We start from the raw sequence: 20,904 nt of genomic DNA on the forward strand, positions 1-20,904 counted from the left end.
GGTATGCCAAATTTGGTGATTATTCCAAACCTCTGCCCAGGGTTCAATTGTTGGCCTTAACGGCATCATATCCACCTTCCAGATTAACCACATGGGTAAAGCCCAAAGATTTTAATTTTTCCTGTGCCTTCGCACTGCGTCCGCCCATCTTGCAATAGAGGTATATGGTCTTATTTTTGTCCACTGTTTTAAATTGTTCCGAGAAATCAGCATCATACCAATTAATATTATCGGCATTCTCCAGGTGCCCCGCACTAAATTCTTCAGGGGTCCTAACATCTACCAAAATGGCATTATCCAATAATTCCTGTTTAAAGTCGCTTATTGGCATTTTGTCCTTATTTTCTTGGGAACAACCCGTCTGCAATACTAGTACTACCAAAAAAAGAAATATTGTTCTCATAACTTATTTGCTTTATCAAAAATAAGAATTCTTCTTCAGAAAAAAATCACTTATTTTTGAGACGACAAACAGGTATGACAAAACAAGAATTAAATCCGGACATTTGGGTCGATAGTTATTCCGATTACCTATTCAACTATGCGGTAAGTCGGGTAAGTGATTCTGAAATTGCCAAAGATTTGGTACAGGAGACTTTTTTTGCCGGATTAAAATCTGCAAAAAATTTTAAAGGGGAGGCCACTGAACGCACTTGGCTGATCTCTATCCTAAAAAGAAAAGTAATCGATCATTATCGCAAAATAAATTCCAAAAAGGCGAAATCTATGGTCCGCATCACCCAAAACCCAAATAGTGATGCCGATAGCAACTTTTTGGAAGAACAGGTTGCGGACCCAATGAGTCTGCTGGAAAACAGCCAAATAGAAAACGAAGAATTGGGCATGGCCATTCAGGACTGCATAGCCAAGCTCCCAAAAAAACACGCTTTGGCATTTACCCTAAAAACCATAAACGGACTCAGTACCGAGGAGGTATGTAAGGAGCTCGATATCAATCCGTCTAATCTTTGGGTTATCCTTCATAGAGCAAGAACTGTTCTCATGGATTGCCTGAACAACAATTGGTTCAAGATATGAAAAGCTGTAAGGACGTTGAAATAATTTGTACTAAAGTTCAGTATAAGGAAGCCTCTTTCTTGGAGAAAATCAAGATTAAACTTCACGTATTGTTTTGTAAAACCTGTAAAACATTTTCTAAAAAAAACACCGAACTAACCACTCTCTGCTCTCAAGCCAACATTAAGACGCTTCCTATTGAAGAGAAGGAAAAAATGAAAACGGAGTTAAAATCAAGAACCTAAAAAGACATCCATTACCAAAATACTGGCCCACCAAAAAATCGGAATTGCTTCGACCCAAAAGGAAGAAAAAAATTGGGATTGATTTCTTCTGGTCACCAACATTAATACTGCTAGACCAAGAAATGCCAGACCCTTGCCAAATACCTCAAAAAACGTCAGGTAATCTTTCATAAAAGTCAAAAAGAAAAAAACAACAGCTCCGGCTGCCCCGAAAATCTTTGTTTTTAGGTAACCAAATCTTTGCGGCAAAGTTCTTAGTTCCGGATCGTCATAATCCAAGTCCCTAATTTCGAATGGCAACATTAGAATCAGGACCATTAGAAATCGTTGCACCAACTCTATTGACACATCCCAATCCAATACCCTATCTGCAGCTACAACGGGCAAAACTACCGTTGTACCTGCCCAAACCATAGCCACTATAAAAATTTTGAGCCCCCCCAAACTTCTAAGATTTTTTGCGTTGGGCAACAACGGAACAGCATATAAACTCGTCAGAACCGACAAAACTGCAAGGCCGATCCAAGCTTCAAAGGACACAAAAAAAGAATGGTACAGAGCAAAGCCCCCCGCAATAAAACTTACGACCTGAATATTCTTATGGTAAGTATTGGACACTAGGAAATATTTCTTCGCCTCTACCCCATATTTCACAAAATTGTAGCATGCAATTGTTCCAAAAAATACCAGATACGAAATATGATTGTCCCTGGAAAGTCCAAAAAAAATGCAGGTAATTTCAATTAATGCAAACACTGATAATGCTACATGAATACTGGCATCCAAGTAAAAATGAAATAAGTATCTACGCCAGTTCATAAATCAAAATTAACCAAAGTGTTCATAACCTCTTATTTTAGTTAAAAACTTTGAAGGAGTTGAAGGTGAAAGCTGCAAAATAAACATAAATAATGAGTAATTTTGCTCACCTATATTTTAGATTAAAACTGCTTGAATTTATGAGGACAGACTTATTTGCCTTGCGCCATATCGGCATTAGAGAAGAAGACCTTCCACAGATGCTAAAAACCATCAATGTCAACTCTGTAGACCAGTTGATAAACGAAACTATTCCTGACGATATTCGTATTGCTAAACCCTTGGCCTTGGAGACGCCTATGAGTGAGCACGAGTATTTGTCCCATATTCAAGTTTTATCCGAGAAAAATAAAGTTTTTAAATCCTATATCGGTCTAGGTTACCATGAAAGTATAACCCCTTCAGTGATCAAAAGAAATATTCTGGAAAATGCAGGATGGTATACGGCCTACACCCCATACCAAGCTGAAATTGCCCAAGGGCGCCTAGAGGCCTTATTAAATTTCCAGACCGTAATAGCGGAACTCACTGGAATGGAATTGGCCAATGCCTCCCTTTTGGACGAAAGTACTGCCGCTGCAGAAGCCATGACCATGCTCTTTGATGTACGAAGTAGGGATCAAAAGAAAAACAACGTTTTAAAATTCTTTGTTTCCGAAGAGATACTACCCCAAACATTGTCCCTGTTAAAAACAAGGTCGACCCCACTGGACATAGAACTGATTGTAGGCAAGCACGAAAACTTTGAATTTGGCGATGATTATTTTGGTGCCCTACTGCAATATCCAGGAAAACATGGCCAAGTACATGATTATGCCCCATTTGTGGCCAAAGCGGTTGAAAAAAATATAAAAGTTGCCGTTGCTGCCGATATCTTGAGTTTGGCATTATTGACCCCTCCTGGTGAATTTGGAGCCGATGTGGTAGTCGGAACAACCCAACGATTTGGAATTCCCTTAGGCTACGGTGGGCCACATGCTGCCTTTTTTGCCACAAAGGAAGAGTACAAAAGAAGTATTCCCGGTAGAATAATCGGAGTTACAAAGGACACCGATGGCAAGCCGGCCTTAAGGATGGCTTTACAGACCAGGGAGCAGCACATTAAACGTGATAAAGCTACCTCCAACATCTGTACAGCTCAGGTCCTATTAGCTGTAATGGCCGGGATGTATGCCGTTTATCACGGCCCAAAAGGATTAAAATATATCGCAAACAAGGTTCATTCCACTGCGGTTACATTAGTGGATAGTCTTGAAAAATTGGGATTGTACCAAACAAACACTTCTTATTTTGACACCATAAACATAAAGGCAAGTTCCTCCAAAGTAAGGCCTATTGCCGAAAAATATGAGGTTAATTTCCTATACGTTGATGCAGATACCATATCGATCGCATTGAACGAAGCCACCTCCCTTAAGGATCTACAATTAATAGTAGATATTTTCGCCGAAGCTGTTGGAAAAGAAGCCGTTGTTATCAATGGTCTTTTACCTCAATCCCTTCTGGAGAACAAGCTTGTGCGTACTTCAACGTTTTTGGAGAACAACGTATTCAATTCCTATCACTCGGAAACCGAATTGATGCGTTATATAAAAAAATTGGAGCGAAAAGATTTGGCACTGAACCACTCCATGATTTCCTTGGGCTCATGTACCATGAAATTGAACGCGGCCTCCGAAATGTTACCATTGAGCATGGCGCGCTGGGGAAACATCCATCCTTTTGTACCTATTGACCAAGCGGAAGGCTATCAGATCATCCTTAAGGAATTGGAAAAAGATCTTAATATCATCACTGGATTTACAGGAACATCGTTACAACCAAATTCTGGAGCTCAAGGAGAATTTGCCGGCCTAATGGTCATAAGGGCATATCATGAGTCCAGAGGGGAAGGCCACAGGAATATTTGCCTTATACCTGCCTCGGCACATGGCACCAATCCTGCTTCAGCGGTTATGGCCGGAATGAAGGTAGTAGTTACAAAAACAGACGAAAACGGGAACATTGATGTGGCCGATCTTGCAGAAAAGGCCGAGTTGCACAAAGACAATCTGTCCGCCTTAATGGTTACCTACCCGTCTACCCATGGTGTTTTTGAATCTTCCATTAAGGAAATCACAAAATTGATCCATGATAACGGGGGTCAAGTTTATATGGACGGGGCCAATATGAATGCACAGGTAGGATTGACGAATCCTGCTACCATTGGTGCCGATGTCTGCCACCTAAATCTACATAAAACATTCGCCATACCTCACGGTGGTGGTGGCCCCGGAGTTGGACCTATTTGCGTGGCGGAACAATTGGCACCATTTTTACCAGGAAACCCCGTAATTAAAACGGGAGGAGACAAGGCCATTACGGCCATATCGGCAGCGCCTTGGGGAAGCTCGTTGGTATGTTTAATTTCTTATGGCTATATAAAAATGCTAGGGGAAAACGGATTGACCCAGTCTACAAAGACCGCTATCCTAAATGCGAACTACATTAAAAATAAGCTTAGCGGAAAATTCGATGTGCTCTATACAGGGGAAAGAGGAAGGGCTGCCCACGAAATGATTATAGACTGTAGGCCCTTTAAAGAAAATGGTATAGAAGTTACGGATATCGCAAAAAGATTAATGGATTATGGATTTCATGCACCTACGGTTTCTTTCCCTGTTGCCGGGACCCTTATGATAGAGCCTACCGAGAGCGAAAGCTTAGCTGAATTGGATCGATTCTGTAGCGCCATGCTATCCATTCGTGAAGAAATTGATGCCGCATCTGTTGAGGACAACAACAATGCTCTTAAAAATGCACCACACACCCTGGAAATGATTACCGCTGACAAATGGGAATTTCCATACAGTAGACAACAGGCGGCCTTCCCATTGCCCTATATATTGGAAAACAAATTTTGGCCAAGCGTAAGACGCGTGGACGACACATATGGAGACCGTAATTTAATTTGTACATGCGCTCCCATCGAAGCTTATGTGGAAGCCTAAAAACCTCAACAAAATCAAGCCTTTTAAAGCCTTTCCTTCAATTGTGAAAGGCTTTTTTTTTGGCAAATACAAAAGCGGAATTATCTTGAACATCATATCAAATCCAAAGGATATAAATTGCCGCGGCCCAATTGGTTTATATTTATACTATTAAATTTGCATATTATTATGAACATTGGCATTACTGGCACTGGTTCTTACCTACCATCTATCGTAACAAAGAATTCAGATTTTAAAAATCATGATTTTTTAAATGAGGATGGCACCCCCTTTAAGCATCCAAATGATGTTATTATTCAAAAATTCCAAGGCATTACCGGAATAAGCGAAAGACGCTATGCGGAAGATAATTTAAACACCTCCAATCTCGCTTTTTTTGCAGCAGAAAAGGCAATAGCCGATGCAAAAATTGACAAAGAGGAACTGGACTATATAATTTTTGCCCATAATTTTGGTGATGTTTCAGTTGGCCAAAATCAAGGGGACACCTTACCAAGTTTGGCCACGAGGGTAAAACACCAATTACAGATAAAGAATCCCAAATGTGTCGCCTATGACCTCCTATTTGGTTGCCCTGGCTGGATAGAAGGAGTAATCCAGGCAAATGCATTTATTAAAAGTGGAATTGCCAAAAAATGTCTTGTAATTGGAGCAGAGACCCTGTCAAGAATTGTGGATAAGCATGATCGCGACTCTATGATCTATTCGGATGGTGCCGGGGCCACAATTGTTGAAGCTAGGGAAAATGCCGGCCAAATCCTGTCGCACAATAGCGCAACCTATGCCAATGAGGAAGCCTTTTTTCTCTTCTTTGGTGAATCCTATTCCAAAACCCCCCAAGAAGACACCCGATACATAAAAATGTATGGCCGAAAAATATATGAATTTGCAGTAACCTACGTACCCCAAGCCATGAAAGATAGCCTGGACAATAGTGGGGTGCCTATCTCCGAGGTGAAAAAAATATTCATTCACCAGGCCAATGAAAAAATGGATGAGGCCATAGTAAAACGTTTTTATAAACTCTTCGACATGGAAATGCCCGATGGAATTATGCCCATGAGCATAGAAAAATTGGGAAATAGCTCAGTGGCTACCATACCTACCCTATTTGATATGGTGAAAAATGGAAAAATGGAAAATCAGTCGATAAAAAAAGGAGATGTTGTTATATTTGCCAGTGTTGGTGCAGGCATGAACATAAACGCCATTGTCTATAGGGTATAATCCATAGGCCACTTAACACTTTTTCAAATATCTTTGTTTCTGGTTTTAGGATTAAGCCCTATTAAGCCGTAAAAACATATTAAACAACAAACCAGATCATTGCCGATGTACGAAAGAACCTTCCCGAACAAACGTTTTAAGCATACCCTGGAATTTCTGCAAAAACACATCTCTACCGACCAATCCATTTTAGATCTTGGGGTGGAAAATCCCTTTTCAAAGATTATGAAGGAAAATGGATATCAAGTAGAGAACACAACAGGTGAAGATTTGGACCTGGATTTTTCGGCTGCCCTGACAACCAAGGCGGACGTTGTCACTGCCTTTGAAATTTTTGAACATCTTTTGGCTCCGTACAACATTCTTAGCCAAATTAGAACTGATAAATTGGTAGCCAGTATTCCACTAAGATTATGGTTTTCATCGGCCTATAAAAGCAAGACCGATCCGTGGGACAGACATTATCACGAGTTCGAAGATTGGCAATTTGATTGGTTGTTGGAAAAGGCAGGATGGGAAATTAAGGATAGGGCAAAATGGACCAATCCCGTAAAAAAAATAGGGATCAGACCACTGCTACGTAGTTTTACACCCAGATATTACATTGTTTATGCAGAAAGAAAGAACAGCTCCCAATAGAATCCCTATAGAAATGGAGGCGGAGTGTTCCAATCATTAAAACAAATAAATTTTTAGCGGTGAACTACTATATTATCATTCCTGCCCATAACGAAGGCCAGTATTTAATGGACGCCCTGCAATCCGTGGTTACACAAACCATGCCCCCCAAAAGGGTTGTTGTGGTAAATGATAATTCATCGGACAATACCGAGCAAATAATAGACAGCTTCACTGCCGAACACAATCGTATCTCAAAGATCAATACAAAATCGTCCACTGCCCATTTGCCCGGGAGCAAGGTTATCAATGCCTTTAACAAAGGCTTGGAGCAATTGGATGACGACTATGATTTTATAGTAAAGTTAGATGCCGATATAATTCTTCCCGATTCCTATTTTGAAAAAATAGCCAAAATATTTTCAACAGATGTAAAAATTGGGATAGCAGGTGGATTTGCTTATGAACAGGATAAAAACGGGGAATGGAAATTAAATCACCCTATGGACAAAGACCATGTTCGCGGTGCTTTTAAAGCGTATACAAAGAGATGTTTTAAGGCCATTGGCGGACTTAGAACTGCCATGGGATGGGATACAGTGGACGAGCTACTTGCCCAATACAACGGTTTCAATATCTATACCGATAACAACCTGAAGGTTAAACACTTGCGCCCATTGGGAAATGCTTATAACAAAAAAGCCAAATTACTTCAAGGAAAGGCTATGTACACCCTGAGGTATGGATTTCCAATAACCCTTATTGCCTCTATAAAAATGGCCTTGAAACAAAAAAAACCTAGGGCTTTTTTAGATAATCTTCAAGGATATTTTTTGGCCAGGAAAGAAAAATCGGATTTTCTCGTAAACCCCGCGGAGGGTAAGTTTATTCGCCAGCTACGATGGAGAAAAATAAAAGCCAAACTCTTCCAATAAGAAAAGCTTGGCTTTTTTGTTTTTACAAGAAAACTTACTTTTATTCTATAACCGCTTCAATCGGCTCTCCCGTAGTTCCAGAAGGAGCGTTCATTCCCATTAAGGCAGCTATTGTAGGAGCTATGTCCGGAATTTCGGTTCTATTTACCGTACTCCCCTTCTTAATACCTTTCCCATAAAATAACAAGGGTGCGTGAGTATCGTAGTTCCATGGGGACCCATGTGTTGAACCTGTATCACCGTATTTTCCACTTCCTGGATCGAAAACAAAAAGCACATCTCCTGAACGTTTTTGATTAAATCCGTTCTGAACGATATAAGGTATTCCAGTATTATATTGATTCTGCCACATTTGATTGGCCGTAAACACCTTATAAATACCATCATATTGAATCAACTCCAAAGCCAACTCTTCCTCAACATCATCTATATCCAAATCCAAACTTTTGATTACACTATAATCCAAAAACAACTGATTGTTGGAAGTCTTCTTCACAATATCCGTAGTTCCATAGGTATACTTTAAATATTCCGTTAGTCGGTCGTCCATTTTTTTTGATTCCACTACACCACCGGGAAGTTTCTGATCCCTTAAAAAAGCCGGAACATTGATAGCTGCATGATCTGCAGTTAGAAAAACGGTATATTCACCTGTTCCCACTTTTTTGTCCAAGGTATCAAAAAGACGTTCTAAATCTTGGTCCAAACGTAGATAGGTATCCTCTACCTCCTTTGAATTCACCCCCCATTTATGACCCACATAATCCGTACTTGAAAAGCTTATTGCCAGAAAGTCTGTAAAACTATCGGTTCCAAGAGACTCCTTTTCCACAGCTTCCAAAGCAAAATCAGCGGTTAGACTATTGCCATATGGGGTGCTTTTTAGAATGCTATATTTGCCATTCTTATCCCACAAGCCAACTAAATCGTGAGGAAAGGTTGGAGTGGCCTGACCTTCAAAAAGCCCTTCGTAATTATTGTCATCAACACCACTTTCTATATAGCTATTGATGTCCTTAAGGGTACTCCATGGTTTTTTGTATTTAGCTACACTTTTTTGCGTATTAAAATCAGTGACCCATGTAGGCAATTCATCCATATAATAAGAGCTGGTAATCCAATTGCCTTCAGCCCCACCATCAAACCAATAAGCGGCATTGGCAGTATGGCCACCAGGCAGAACCGCACCTCTATCCTTAATCGCTACAGCAATTACTTTACCCTTCATCTGGGTATGCAACCGTACTTGGTCTGTAATGGTCGTAGTTTGAATCCTATGCGGGGACATTTTTCCAGCATCGGAAGAGGTTCCAACCGAATTATAATTGGGATCTCCAGCGCAATAAACACTTTCATCCGCATATTTATCATACCAATCATTACCTATTATACCATGAACGGAAGGGGTTGTGCCCGTATAGACAGATGCATGTCCTGCACCGGTAACCGTTGGGGCATAATTAAAATGATTGTTTTTGCAATTAAAACCATCATTAACCAGACGCTTAAATCCACCATCACCGTATTGGTTCCAAAAACGTGTCAAATAATCGTACCGCATTTGATCTACCACAATACCCACAACTAATTTAGGGGTTGTTGCGATATTCTGACCAGTAACAGTTTCGCGATCGGATATGTCTTCTACCTTATTTTTTTTTGATTTTCTTTGGGCATTTACCTCAACAGGATTAAACCCTATTATAAGCAGTAAAAGCAATAGTAGCAGACTCTTATTTTGCATTTTCTTATGTTTTAAGGAGCAAAAATATAGAAATAAAACCTTTAAATTTTAATTGGAAGTTAAATGATTCTTAATATTGTTATTTTTACATTCCTAAGCAATATTTTATATTGAATGAATTATATAGCATCAATAGGCAGCTATTTTATAATGATCAAGGAGGTTTTTAAAAAACCCACCAAATGGTCCATTATGAAAACCCTAATATTAAAAGAAATAGACGAACTGGTTTATGGTTCCATGGGTATTATTATTTTCATTTCCTTCTTTATAGGAGGCGTAGTATCCATACAGACCGCCCTAAACATTACCAATCCACTAATACCTCGAAATCTTATTGGATTTGCCACCAGGCAATCGGTAATACTTGAATTTGCCCCTACCTTCACCTCTATAATTATGGCCGGTAAGGTGGGTTCATATATTACATCCAGTATTGGCACCATGCGGGTAACGGAACAAATTGATGCCTTGGAAATCATGGGGGTCAATTCTTTGAACTATCTCGTTTTCCCAAAAATAATAGCAATGTTGTTTTATCCTTTTGTGATTGCAATAGCTATGTACGTTGGTATCTTTGGAGGGTGGACAGCTGGTGTTTTTGGAGGATTTAGTTCCAGTGCGGACTTTGTTGAAGGCCTGCAATTGGACTTTATTCCGTTTCACGTCACCTATTCCTTTATAAAATCGATAGTTTTTGCACTGATTATTGCTACCATTCCATCCTTTCACGGATACTACATGAAAGGCGGGGCATTGGAAGTCGGCAAGGCCAGCACCACCGCTTTTGTTTGGACAAGTGTTGTAATCATCATTGTTAATTACATCTTAACACAATTACTTTTGGGCTAATGATAGAAGTAGACAACTTACACAAATCCTTCGGGGAAAGCCATGTTTTAAAAGGCATTAGTTCCAATTTTGAAAAAGGCAAGACCAATCTTATAATAGGACAAAGTGGTTCCGGTAAAACGGTTTTTTTGAAATGTCTTTTGGGCCTCTTTTCGCCTGATGAGGGCACCATTAGCTATGACGGAAAAATCTATTCCGAACTATCCGCAAGCGAACAACGTAACTTAAGGCAGGAGATGGGAATGGTATTTCAGGGTAGCGCGCTATTCGATTCCATGACCGTTCAGGGAAATGTTATGTTTCCCTTGGGCATGTTCACCAAACAATCAAAATCGGAAATGCAGGATCGGGTAGATTTTGTACTTAAACGTGTAAACCTAGTTGATGCACATAATAAATTTCCATCGGAAATATCGGGAGGAATGCAAAAGCGGGTTGCCATTGCCAGGGCTATTGTAATGAATCCAAAATACTTATTTTGTGATGAACCCAATTCGGGACTGGATCCAAAAACTGCTATCCTAATAGACAATCTTATTCATGAAATTACCCAGGAATACGATATTACTACGGTAATCAATACCCATGACATGAATTCTGTTATGGAAATTGGCGAAAAGATAATTTTCCTCAAAAATGGATTAAAGGAATGGGAAGGCAGTAATAAGGAAATTTTTAAAACGGATAATGAAGCCGTAACCGACTTCGTCTATTCCTCCGAATTATTTAAAAAAGTGCGGCAAATGTATATTGAGGAACGGAATTAACTCGGTTCTTCCCTGACTTGAATCTTGGAATTCTTTAACCTTAGGCGCAACCAATCCGTTAGTTTTTGGGAATCGGTTTTAATTTGCTTGTCAGGCACCCCCTTTTTCCACTTGACATTAAATACTGGGATGGTATCCAGTTTATTAAAATCAGTTGTAATAGTATAGGAAAATCCTAAACTGGTCATATTCTCATAATTGGTCTTGGCTTCGGCACTAATTTCTTGAAAAGGTATCTGCTGTTCAACAAGCTTGCTCATTTTTCCAACTTCCTCCTTTAAAACCTGAATCTGCTGTTCCTTGCTCAGTAATTCTGCCTTTTTGGATTCATAAAGTTCACTAACATACCTCATTTGATCCAATTCCTGATTTTTAGATCCCTGAACAATTTTTAATTCTATATTTTTAAGCTTGTCATAAGTATTTTTTTGGGTATTCCAAGTTGCAATAACATTGTCCGGTATGGTTTCGTTGCCCATAAACACCAGTTCAATAAACCCGTCATCTCCGTGATTGTATTGAATATCGGTCAAATTCTCCAAATATCTTCCTTCTCCAGGTAATTCATAAGGCACAATATTGCTTGCAACGAATTGATTGGCCTGCTTTCGAAACAAAGATTCCTGAAACACATCGTAAAAGGTAAATCCGGCCGGAATCATAACTAAAATCGCCACAGTAGAGGCCATTCTAGCAATAAACCTTCTACGCTGTGAATTGGCATAGCGCACCATAGGAAAACGCAATAGTTTTAGAACCAAAAAAGTAGCCAGGGCAATAAAAATAGTATTTATAGTGAAAAGGTACATGGCACCGGTAGCATAACCAAAATTACCAATGGCCAACCCAAAACCAACAGTGCATAAGGGTGGCATCAATGCCGTAGCAATTGCCACTCCATAGATAACGCTGGCAATAGTCCCTTTTTTGGCCCTGGCAATCACCAATGCCAAACCTCCAAAAAATGCAATAAGCACATCTCTGATGTCAGGAGCGGTCCTAGCCAGCAATTCCGATGATTCATCCCTTAAGGGGAATAAATAAAAGAATAAAAATGCGGTAATAACGCTTAAACCAACCATGACGGCAAAATTCTTCAATGAACGTCTCAAGGTATCTATGTCATTAATAGCCAAAGACAGCCCAATACCCAAAATAGGGCCCATTAAAGGTGAAATTAACATGGCACCGATAACTACTGCAGTGGAATTGGCATTAAGTCCAACAGATGCGATAAAAATAGAGCATATTAAAATCCAGGAGGTATGGCCCTTAAAAGGAATATCTGCAATAATAGATTCTTTGGTGGCCTCCTGATCCGTATTCTTGCGTATATCCAAAAGATCGGCCAGAAATACTTTAACCCCTTCCAAAAGACCCCTAAAATCCCTTTTTATATCTTGCCCGCTACCCTCAGGAAAATCCTGATTCTGGTCTTTATTTAAATTTTCCTCCATAATTAAGCCAGCTGATCTCCAAATTTATCTTTAATTTTCGCAAGTACCTTTTTAATGTCCTGTTCCTTGGATTTGGGATATATGAGCAAAACCTCCTCCTTGTCTACCACAATATAGTCTTTTAATCCGTCAATAACGATAATTTTTCCTTTGGGGGAACGAATCATATTCCCTTTGGAATCCTCCGCCAAAACTTGACAATTCACCAAGGCGTTGTCGTTATCGTCCTTATCCAACTTATCGTATAAAGAGCCCCAAGTACCAAGATCGTTCCAATCAAAAGTGGCCGGTAGAACAAAAATATTACTGGAAGGCTCCAAAATGGCATAGTCTATGGAAACATTCTCTGCCTTGGGATAATTTTCGATTATGAATGCCCTTTCCTCAACGGTGTTGTAATATTTCAATCCACTTAAAAATAAATTGTATTGTTCCGGTTGATATTTTTCAAAAGCATCCACTATAGTTTTTACACTCCACATAAAAATACCGGCATTCCACAAAAAATTACCTTGTTTTATGAAATCCTTTGCCGTTTCATAATCAGGTTTTTCCCTAAATTGAAGAACACTTTTAAGTGATTCCCCATCTTTCTTTTCAAATTCTATATACCCAAAACCAGTATTGGGAAAAGTAGGTTTTATTCCCAAGGTACAGAGCACATTTTCCTTTTCACATTTATTGAAACAGCTTATAACGTCCTTGGCAAATGCTTCCTCATCTTCTATCCAATGATCACTGGGGGCAACTATCATAACAGCATCAGGGTTCTGCTTCTGTATTTTTAAGGCCGCATATAGTATACATGGAGCAGTATTGCGCATTGCCGGTTCCAAAACCACTTGCTCTTGCTTAACCTCTGGCAATTGCTCCAAGACCAATTCGTTATATCTTTCATTGGTCAAGATCAAAATATTTTCAACCGGCACAAATTTTGCCAGCCTTTTAAAAGTCTTCTGTATCAATGTATCCCCTGTACCCAACATATCTTGAAACTGCTTGGGATAAGCAGTTGTACTTATAGGCCAAAATCTGGATCCAACTCCACCTGCCATTAAAACTGCATAATAATTTTTTTTCATAGTGTTTCCCTTAATCTTTTATTAATTCCACCTCTGCATTGGGCTGAAAAAGATAAACCCTGCCGGTAGCTACCTCGATACATTCGTATCGCTTAACTCTTTTATTCTTTTTTTGAAATAATTTTCCATTATATATCCTGAAAACACTACCATGTGGCAATTCAAAAATATAGGATTTTTCACTATCCTGTACATCAAACTGTTTTAGGGCCAAGGATAGGCTAGCGTCCGTATCGCTACTCGCCTTTGGATTTCTAAAATGTCTGGCCAACATGGGCAAAAGATTGGTTGGAAAAACTTCCGGCCTTAAAAACGGCAACATTAGATATTGAAATGTTCTTTTCCACTCCAATCCGTGTGGTTTTATTTTACGCCCATATTTTTCAAAAGCAACCAAATGCGCTATTTCATGAACCAAAGTAATCAAGAATCGATATTTATTCAAGGTGGCATTCACGGTAATCTGATGGGATCCGTTGGGCATTCGTCTATAATCCCCATGACGGGTAACCCGTTGATTCACAATCTTAAGGTGTACCCCGTTTTCCTTAATTAGCTCCATACTTAAACTTACCGCCCTTTCAGGAAGATACTTTTGCAAAGTGTCCTGCATAATAACAAAATTAGAAATTTTAAGATTCCATATAGCCGTAAGTAGAAATTTTATCCAAAATACAATTAACGATACCAAAAAAAATGTATTCAAAAGAATATTTACACTTTTATTAACGATTAAAGACAACTACTTTCCACTAACTTTGCATTCCCGCTGAACAAAGCGAAAAACAAACTATTAATATAATTATGAACGAGTTAAGAACCACCAATAAGTTATTGCTTATCATAGTAATCCCCTTAGTGTTTTACTTACTAAAGCTTCTGTCGTTTATCTTTATCCCCCTCATTTTCTCTATGTTCATAGCTTTATTGTTCCTTCCTATTATGCGTTGGCTCAATAAAAAGAATGTATCCAAGCCTATCAGTATTTTTATTGTTATCCTGATTTTTATCGGGGCCTTAAAAATAGGAGGAGAACTCATTCAACTTACCAGCAAGGAAATACTATCTGCAGACAACGCTTTTTTCCAAAAAGCAGAGACCAAATTGGAAGCCCTACTATTAGGTATGGAAGATTATCTTGGAATACCCTATGCCCAGGAAGAAAACATCATCAATAATTTTATTCCCAAAGAAAGTATGATGAAGAACTTTGGGACGACTCTGGATTTTATCGGCAATACGGTCACCATGATATTAATGACGGTGTTTTTTGTTGTGCTTTGGTTGGCAGAATCAATAAACGTTCAGAAATTAATGAACAATACCATTTTAAAACAAAAGCACACCTCGGTTAAAACATTTGTAAAAGTTGAAAAAGATCTTATAAAATTTATAAAGGTCAAATTTCTAGTAAGTCTTTTTACAGGAATTGGAATTGGATTGGCCTGTGTGTTTTTTGATGTAAGCTTTCCTATTTTCTGGGGACTCTTCGCCTTTGCCATCAATTTTGTCCAAATGGTCGGCTCCATTATTTCCGTAGTTCTATTGGCAGTATTTGCATTTGTAGAATTGGAGCCTACAAGCACACTCTTGTTCTTTGTTCTTTCCATTACCGGAGTACAAGTTTTGTTCGGATCCATACTGGAACCCGTATTTATGGGAAAATCTTTTTCCATTAACATAATTACCGTATTGGTTATGTTGATGCTATGGGGATATATTTGGGGGGTACCCGGATTGATCATGGCAATACCAATTACCGTTTTTATCAAGATTATTTTGGAACAATTCCCACAAACGAAAATAATAGCCAGTCTCATTTCAGGAAACCAACCCTTAAAACCCAAACCCCAAAAAGAAAGGTAGTTGGTTATAATTTAAGCAAGGAAATCAACTCATTCATTTGCTCAAAGGTTTTGGTAACCTCATTTTCAAAATCAGGATCCTCGTTTAAATGGGTATAACCATAAACATCAAATCCTCCTGAGGTAGCCGCCTTAGCTCCCTTTAAGGAATCCTCTATCACCAAGCATTCGTTGGGAGTATACCCCATGGATTCTGAAGCATACAAATAAATAGCCGGGTCCGGTTTCCATTTTCCAATATCATAACAACTGAATATATTGTCTATAAAAAATGAGGACAGACCGGCCGTTGCCAAATTCCTTTTAATTTTTTCCTGTGGCCCACTTGATGCCACACAAAATGGCACTGTCAGTTTACTCAATACCTGTTCAACCCCATCCACTGGTTTCAAATGGGTCGAAAACAATTGGTAAGACCTTTGGCGATATTCTTTTTCAAATCCCAAGGGCAATTGCTTTTGTATAATCGCCTCTACCTGCCTTATACTATCATTTAGAAACCCCCCTTTAAAATGTTGCATGGCATAGGAAATATCTATCCTAGCACCATGTTCATTGGCCATATCCACAAATACCTGGTTGCCGAGCAACTCACTATCTACCAACACCCCATCACAGTCGAAAATAACACACTTGTATTCTTTCATTGGCTATATAAAATTAGGGTGTTGAGTTGGACACCTGTAGTAATTTTCCATTGTAAAGCTTATGGCCGCTAAGTGCAAAGTCCTTGATATATGTAGCCATTTCCAAAGCGGTTGTTGGTGCCTTATAACCAGGAAAAGCTTCCTCCAACATTTCGGTCTGTACGGCCCCAAGAGCCAATACATTAAATGATGGCCCCGATTCCTTGAATTCCTCTGCCCACAATTCTGTCATGGTAATTACGGCACCTTTACTGGAACTATAGGCAGATAATCCAGCAAATTTCATACTGCCCTGAACACCTCCCATAGAACTAATGGTTACCACATGACCAGTTTTTGGCATTAAGGGAATGATTCTCTTAGTGATATTGGCGACCCCAAAAACATTCACTTTATAAACCTCTTCAAATGCCTTCATAGAAGTTTCCAAAAAAGGTTTGTTCAGCAATTTACCTGCATTGTTAATAAGGACATCTACCTGTTTCCAATTATTTTTTATGAACTCGTCCATTTGGAGGTAATCCGACTCATTGGCCAAATCAAACGAAAAGCTGGATATATTATCATGATTTAATTCGGCAATGGGGGTATTATTTCTGGATAGGGCCAACACTTTATGACCCTCATTGGCAAATAACTGTGCCATTTGAAAGCCAATCCCCCTACTACTCCCTGTAATTACAATATTCGCCATTATTTGTATTCTATCTCCCTCACTGGGGCATTAATAATATCTACCAAAACTGGAAGGGTTTTATTTACCAATAAGGCCATATGGTCGAAATCCATGATGGAAACCTCATCGCCCACCTTGTGGTAGTGATCAAAATTGGTAAAATCGAAGGTACAAAAGGTTTGTGAAGGAACCCCAAACTCTAAATGAAAGGGATAATTATCCGATCTTTTAAACAGATTGAATTCCTTTGCAGTTGGGAGAAAACCAACCAAATTCTCCTCGGCATAAGTATTGCAAACTTCCGCTAAATTGGATTGCTCATAACCCGTTACGTACATAAAATAATCCTTTCCTACCAGAGGCACCCCTACCATTTCAAAATTCAGCATGGCATAGAGATCCAAATTCTGATCTTTCAGCTTTTTTGCCAAGTGTTTAGATCCCAAGAGACCTTTTTCCTCACCACTGAATAGGGCAAAAATTACGCTCCGTTTATTATTTTTAAACTTACCAAAATAACGGGCAAACTCCAAAACCGCAGTAGTGCCAGAAGCATTATCATTGGCACCATTGGCAATATTATCTTCGGCCACCGGATCAGCAGTACCTATATGGTCATAATGGGCCCCGATTATTATGTATTCATTTTTTAAGTTTTCGTCAGTGCCTTCAATAAAGCCGACCAAATTGTAAGCCGGTTGTTCAAAATTGGTCAAAGTGTCCCTGTAAGTTTTAAAGAAGGGATCAACCCCATTACTTTTAAAAATAGTTTCAATATAGTCAGCGGCCATTTCTATTCCTTCGCTACCAGTTTCACGACCCTGCAGTTCATCCGATGCCAAATAGGAAATTATGCCCCCAACCCTTTTTTCAGTGGAAAAATCAGAAATTAACGAGGAAACTTCCCCGCTGCCCTGAGCTACGGCAACCTCCTTGGCTATTACACCAGAACCATTGGTCCCTTTTGCCAAACCAACCGACCGATTTATTTTGGCACTACCACAGCCTAATGCCATGGCCAATATGGCAAGACCCAAAATATTTTTCATAAATTGATTTTTATTTCCCATATAAACAAGTTGTATTTTAATCACGATTTATATTAAGGTCAAGATGAATGGTGAATTGGTTTAGCACAATTCACATAAACATCAAGAACCAGATATGGCTTAAAGTTAAAAAAGCATCCTGAAAATCAGGATGCTTTTTATATAATTGTTTAGAGTATTTGATTTAAGCCAACATGGTAACAGGATTCTCCAAATACGCCCTAAGTGTTTGTAAAAACTGGGCTCCGGTAGCTCCATCCACTGTTCGGTGATCGCAGGCCAATGTTACCTTCATAGTATTGCCAACTACGATCTGGCCATTTTTAACTACTGGTTTTTGGACAATGGCCCCTACTGATAATATTGCAGAATTGGGTTGGTTAATGATAGAGGTGAATTCAGAAATTCCAAACATTCCAAGATTAGAAACGGTAAAGGTACTACCCTCCATCTCCGCCGGACTTATTTTCTTATTTCTTGCCTTTCCAGCCAAATCCTTCACCGAAGCTCCTATTTGGGTAAGGGTCATTTGATCTGCAAATTTTAACACAGGAACCAAAAGGCCTTCATCAACGGCAACGGCAACTCCTATATGGACATGATGATTATATCTGGTAGTCTCATTGTTCCATGAGGTATTTACTTGTGGGTGCTTTTTTAGGGCCATAGCACAAGCCTTAACTACCATATCATTAAAGGACACCTTGGTATCCGGTAAGCTATTGATCTGCTCTCTTGAAACCTTGGCATAATCCATATCAACCTCAATGGTCAAATAATAATGTGGTGCGGAAAACTTTGATTCTCCCAAACGCTTGGCAATAACCTTACGCATTTGAGAATTCTTAACTTCCTCAGTCCCCTCTTGCCCTACCGGCAGATTAATTGGGGCCGCAACAGCTTGTGGAGAAGAAGCCTTTTCCTGGGCAGGAACAGCTTTCTCTGCAGCCTTCTGTTTAGGCTGATATTCCTCAATATCCTTCTTTATAATCCTTCCCTGGTCGCCACTACCTTTAACATCCTCTAGATTAATTCCCTTATCATGGGCAATTTTCTTGGCCAATGGCGATGCGAAAATTCGCTGACCATCACTGGCAGTAACCGGTGCAGTTTCCTGACCATTACTGGAAGAAGTTTCAGCCTTCTTTGCTTCTTCAGGAGCGCTTTCTTCTTTGGAATCGGAACCTGCTCCAGCACTCAATACGGCATCAACATCTGTCCCTTTGGGACCTATAACAGCAAGCACAGAATCTACAGCTGCAGTTTCCCCTTCATTGATCCCGACGTACAATAGGACACCTGAATAGAAAGATTCAAACTCCATTGTAGCCTTATCGGTCTCAATTTCTGCAAGGATATCCCCTTCTTCAACCTCATCCCCGACTTTTTTCAACCAAGTTGCTACGGTACCTTCTTCCATGGTATCACTAAGACGAGGCATCTTTATAATCTCTACCCCGTCAGGGATAGTTGCACCAGTAGCTTTAGGTGCTTCCTTCTTCTCCTCCTTCTTGGCAACAGCCTCTGCTTCTTTTTCCTCTTTGGCATCTGAAGATGCGCTGTCGATCAGTCCAGAGACATCCTCCCCTTTTTCACCAATTATGGCCAAAAGCGAATCCACAGGAGCTGTATCACCTTCTTTAATACCTATATATAATAAAGTTCCTTCATTGAAAGATTCGAACTCCATTGTTGCTTTGTCGGTTTCAATTTCCGCCAAAATATCACCTTCTTCAATCTTGTCGCCTACTTTTTTTAGCCACTTAGCAACGGTCCCCTCTTCCATGGTATCGCTAAGTCTTGGCATATTTATTACTTCTGCCATTTACTTATATTTTATGTTGTACAAATGGATAATCCTCTTGATCGTATACCATATCATATAATTGATTTACAGGTGGATAATCCGATTCCTCCGCAAATTTTTCGCATTCAGAAACCAACTTTTTAACCCGAGCATCTATCTCCTTTACCTGGGCATCCGTGGCATATTTGTTTTCCTTAATGGTAGCCAATACTTGGGATATTGGATCTATCTTCTTGTACTCCTCTACCTCCTCCTTAGTCCTATAATGCTGGGCATCCGACATGGAGTGTCCTCTGTACCTATAGGTCTTCATTTCCAAAAAAGTAGGACCTCCTCCGGATCTGGCACGCTCTATAGCCTTGCTCATTTCCTTGGCAACCGTTACCGGGTCCATTCCATCTACTGGTCCACATGGCATTTCATATCCCAATCCAAGTTTCCAAATTTCCGTTGAATGCGAGGTTCTAGCTACCGAGGTACCCATGGCATAACCATTGTTCTCACAGACAAAAACAACCGGCAATTGCCAAAGCATTGCCAAGTTAAAACTTTCATGGAGCGACCCTTGTCTTACTGCCCCATCTCCCATATAACAAAGGGTTACGGCATCCCTTTTAAAATACTTATCGGCAAAGGCCAATCCAGCACCTAAAGGGATCTGGCCACCAACTATACCATGGCCGCCATAAAAACGGTGCTCTTTGGAAAAAATATGCATGGATCCACCCATTCCTTTGGAAGTTCCCGTAACTTTACCATAGAGCTCGGCCATAACCTTTTTGGGATCAACTCCCATGCCTATTGGCTGAACGTGATTCCTATAAGCAGTAATCATTCTATCCTTGCTAAGGTCCATTGCATGCAATGCCCCTGCAAGAACAGCCTCCTGTCCATTGTAAAGATGTAAAAATCCACGAACTTTTTGTTGAATATAGACTGCAGCAAGTTTATCTTCAAACTTTCTCCAGAATAACATGTCCTCATACCACTTAAGGTAGACCTCTTTGGTTATTTTTTCCATTAATTGATGATTTATGTAGTAATTCGCTTTGATCAAAAACAAGTTTAAGATAAAAACGGAAAACAAAAATACATATATAAATCAAT

At 39.6% G+C, this 20,904-nt stretch carries 19 protein-coding genes; 8 read left to right on the plus strand and 11 right to left on the minus strand.

The genetic code is table 11. From position 1 onward, the window contains the following. Positions 1-43: 43 nt before the first annotated feature. A complete protein-coding gene (locus U735_RS0118190) occupies positions 44-403 on the minus strand; it encodes a rhodanese-like domain-containing protein (RefSeq protein WP_031445192.1) in 360 nt (119 codons plus the stop codon). Positions 404-477: 74 nt separating this feature from the next. Here U735_RS0118190 and U735_RS0118195 point away from each other — a divergent pair, with 74 nt between their 5' ends. Continuing rightward, the gene (locus U735_RS0118195) at positions 478-1,038 is read left to right on the plus strand and encodes a sigma-70 family RNA polymerase sigma factor (protein WP_031445193.1); all 561 of its coding nucleotides are present in this window, start codon (positions 478-480) and stop codon (positions 1,036-1,038) included. Between the two features lie 212 nt (positions 1,039-1,250). Here U735_RS0118195 and U735_RS0118205 read toward each other — a convergent pair whose 3' ends face one another. Further along, on the minus strand, positions 1,251-2,081 hold the full coding sequence (locus U735_RS0118205) for a UbiA prenyltransferase family protein (RefSeq protein WP_031445195.1): 831 nt from the start codon (positions 2,079-2,081) through the stop codon (positions 1,251-1,253). Between the two features lie 140 nt (positions 2,082-2,221). Here U735_RS0118205 and gcvP point away from each other — a divergent pair, with 140 nt between their 5' ends. The 4 genes from gcvP to U735_RS0118230 all read left to right on the plus strand — a co-directional run bounded on the left by gcvP (position 2,222) and on the right by U735_RS0118230 (position 7,851). Continuing rightward, positions 2,222-5,071, plus strand: coding sequence for an aminomethyl-transferring glycine dehydrogenase (gene gcvP / locus U735_RS0118210; protein WP_031445196.1), 2,850 nt, complete (start codon positions 2,222-2,224; stop codon positions 5,069-5,071). Positions 5,072-5,239: 168 nt separating this feature from the next. Then, positions 5,240-6,298 (plus strand): 3-oxoacyl-ACP synthase III family protein, encoded by a 1,059-nt coding sequence (locus tag U735_RS0118220; protein ID WP_031445197.1) that lies wholly within the window; start codon positions 5,240-5,242, stop codon positions 6,296-6,298. Between the two features lie 105 nt (positions 6,299-6,403). Continuing rightward, the gene (locus U735_RS0118225; protein ID WP_031445198.1) at positions 6,404-6,937 is read left to right on the plus strand and encodes a class I SAM-dependent methyltransferase; all 534 of its coding nucleotides are present in this window, start codon (positions 6,404-6,406) and stop codon (positions 6,935-6,937) included. 59 nt (positions 6,938-6,996) lie between these two features. Next, entirely contained in the window at positions 6,997-7,851 is an 855-nt protein-coding gene (locus U735_RS0118230; protein WP_031445199.1) for a glycosyltransferase, read from the plus strand. Between the two features lie 40 nt (positions 7,852-7,891). Here the strand turns inward: U735_RS0118230 and pafA are convergent, their stop codons facing one another. Continuing rightward, positions 7,892-9,595 carry an alkaline phosphatase PafA gene (gene pafA, locus U735_RS0118235; protein ID WP_031445200.1) on the minus strand — a complete coding sequence of 568 codons (1,704 nt, stop codon included), beginning with the start codon at positions 9,593-9,595 and terminating at the stop codon, positions 7,892-7,894. A 114-nt stretch (positions 9,596-9,709) separates the two neighbouring features. Between pafA and U735_RS0118240 the strand changes: the two genes are divergently transcribed. Together U735_RS0118240 and U735_RS0118245 are read left to right on the plus strand one after the other, a co-directional pair. Next, positions 9,710-10,447: an MlaE family ABC transporter permease gene (locus tag U735_RS0118240; RefSeq protein WP_031445201.1), complete on the plus strand. Its 738-nt coding sequence runs from the start codon at positions 9,710-9,712 to the stop codon at positions 10,445-10,447. Then, on the plus strand, positions 10,447-11,214 hold the full coding sequence (locus tag U735_RS0118245; RefSeq protein WP_031445202.1) for an ABC transporter ATP-binding protein: 768 nt from the start codon (positions 10,447-10,449) through the stop codon (positions 11,212-11,214). The genes U735_RS0118240 and U735_RS0118245 overlap by 1 nt, the downstream gene beginning before the upstream one ends. Here U735_RS0118245 and U735_RS0118250 read toward each other — a convergent pair. From U735_RS0118250 to U735_RS0118260, 3 genes are read right to left on the minus strand one after another with little or no spacing between them, the layout of a single operon-like run. After that, positions 11,211-12,671, minus strand: a complete 1,461-nt coding sequence (locus U735_RS0118250) for a DUF389 domain-containing protein (RefSeq protein ID WP_031445203.1) — start codon at positions 12,669-12,671, stop codon at positions 11,211-11,213. The two genes, U735_RS0118245 and U735_RS0118250, sit on opposite strands and share 4 nt — an antisense overlap. 2 nt (positions 12,672-12,673) lie before the next feature. Next, positions 12,674-13,753 carry a mannose-1-phosphate guanylyltransferase gene (locus U735_RS0118255; RefSeq protein ID WP_031445204.1) on the minus strand — a complete coding sequence of 360 codons (1,080 nt, stop codon included), beginning with the start codon at positions 13,751-13,753 and terminating at the stop codon, positions 12,674-12,676. A 10-nt stretch (positions 13,754-13,763) separates the two neighbouring features. After that, complete coding sequence (locus U735_RS0118260; RefSeq protein ID WP_031445205.1) at positions 13,764-14,366, minus strand: SprT-like domain-containing protein; 603 nt, start codon at positions 14,364-14,366, stop codon at positions 13,764-13,766. A gap of 191 nt (positions 14,367-14,557) precedes the next feature. Here U735_RS0118260 and U735_RS0118265 point away from each other — a divergent pair, with 191 nt between their 5' ends. Next, complete coding sequence (locus U735_RS0118265; protein WP_031445206.1) at positions 14,558-15,619, plus strand: AI-2E family transporter; 1,062 nt, start codon at positions 14,558-14,560, stop codon at positions 15,617-15,619. A gap of 4 nt (positions 15,620-15,623) precedes the next feature. Here U735_RS0118265 and U735_RS0118270 read toward each other — a convergent pair whose 3' ends face one another. The 5 genes from U735_RS0118270 to pdhA all read right to left on the minus strand — a co-directional run bounded on the left by U735_RS0118270 (position 15,624) and on the right by pdhA (position 20,818). Then, a complete protein-coding gene (locus U735_RS0118270; RefSeq protein WP_031445207.1) occupies positions 15,624-16,265 on the minus strand; it encodes an HAD family hydrolase in 642 nt (213 codons plus the stop codon). Positions 16,266-16,278: 13 nt separating this feature from the next. Next, the gene (locus U735_RS0118275) at positions 16,279-16,959 is read right to left on the minus strand and encodes an SDR family NAD(P)-dependent oxidoreductase (protein ID WP_031445208.1); all 681 of its coding nucleotides are present in this window, start codon (positions 16,957-16,959) and stop codon (positions 16,279-16,281) included. After that, on the minus strand, positions 16,959-17,990 hold the full coding sequence (locus U735_RS0118280; protein WP_031445209.1) for a M28 family metallopeptidase: 1,032 nt from the start codon (positions 17,988-17,990) through the stop codon (positions 16,959-16,961). Before U735_RS0118280 ends, U735_RS0118275 begins: the two co-directional genes overlap by 1 nt. Positions 17,991-18,174: 184 nt before the next feature. Next, positions 18,175-19,815 carry a pyruvate dehydrogenase complex dihydrolipoamide acetyltransferase gene (locus U735_RS0118285; protein ID WP_031445210.1) on the minus strand — a complete coding sequence of 547 codons (1,641 nt, stop codon included), beginning with the start codon at positions 19,813-19,815 and terminating at the stop codon, positions 18,175-18,177. A 4-nt stretch (positions 19,816-19,819) separates the two neighbouring features. After that, positions 19,820-20,818: a pyruvate dehydrogenase (acetyl-transferring) E1 component subunit alpha gene (pdhA, locus tag U735_RS0118290; RefSeq protein ID WP_031445211.1), complete on the minus strand. Its 999-nt coding sequence runs from the start codon at positions 20,816-20,818 to the stop codon at positions 19,820-19,822. Positions 20,819-20,904: the final 86 nt, after the last annotated feature.

It is taken from the genome of Arenibacter algicola, assembly GCF_000733925.1.
GTDB lineage: Bacteria > Bacteroidota > Bacteroidia > Flavobacteriales > Flavobacteriaceae > Arenibacter > Arenibacter algicola.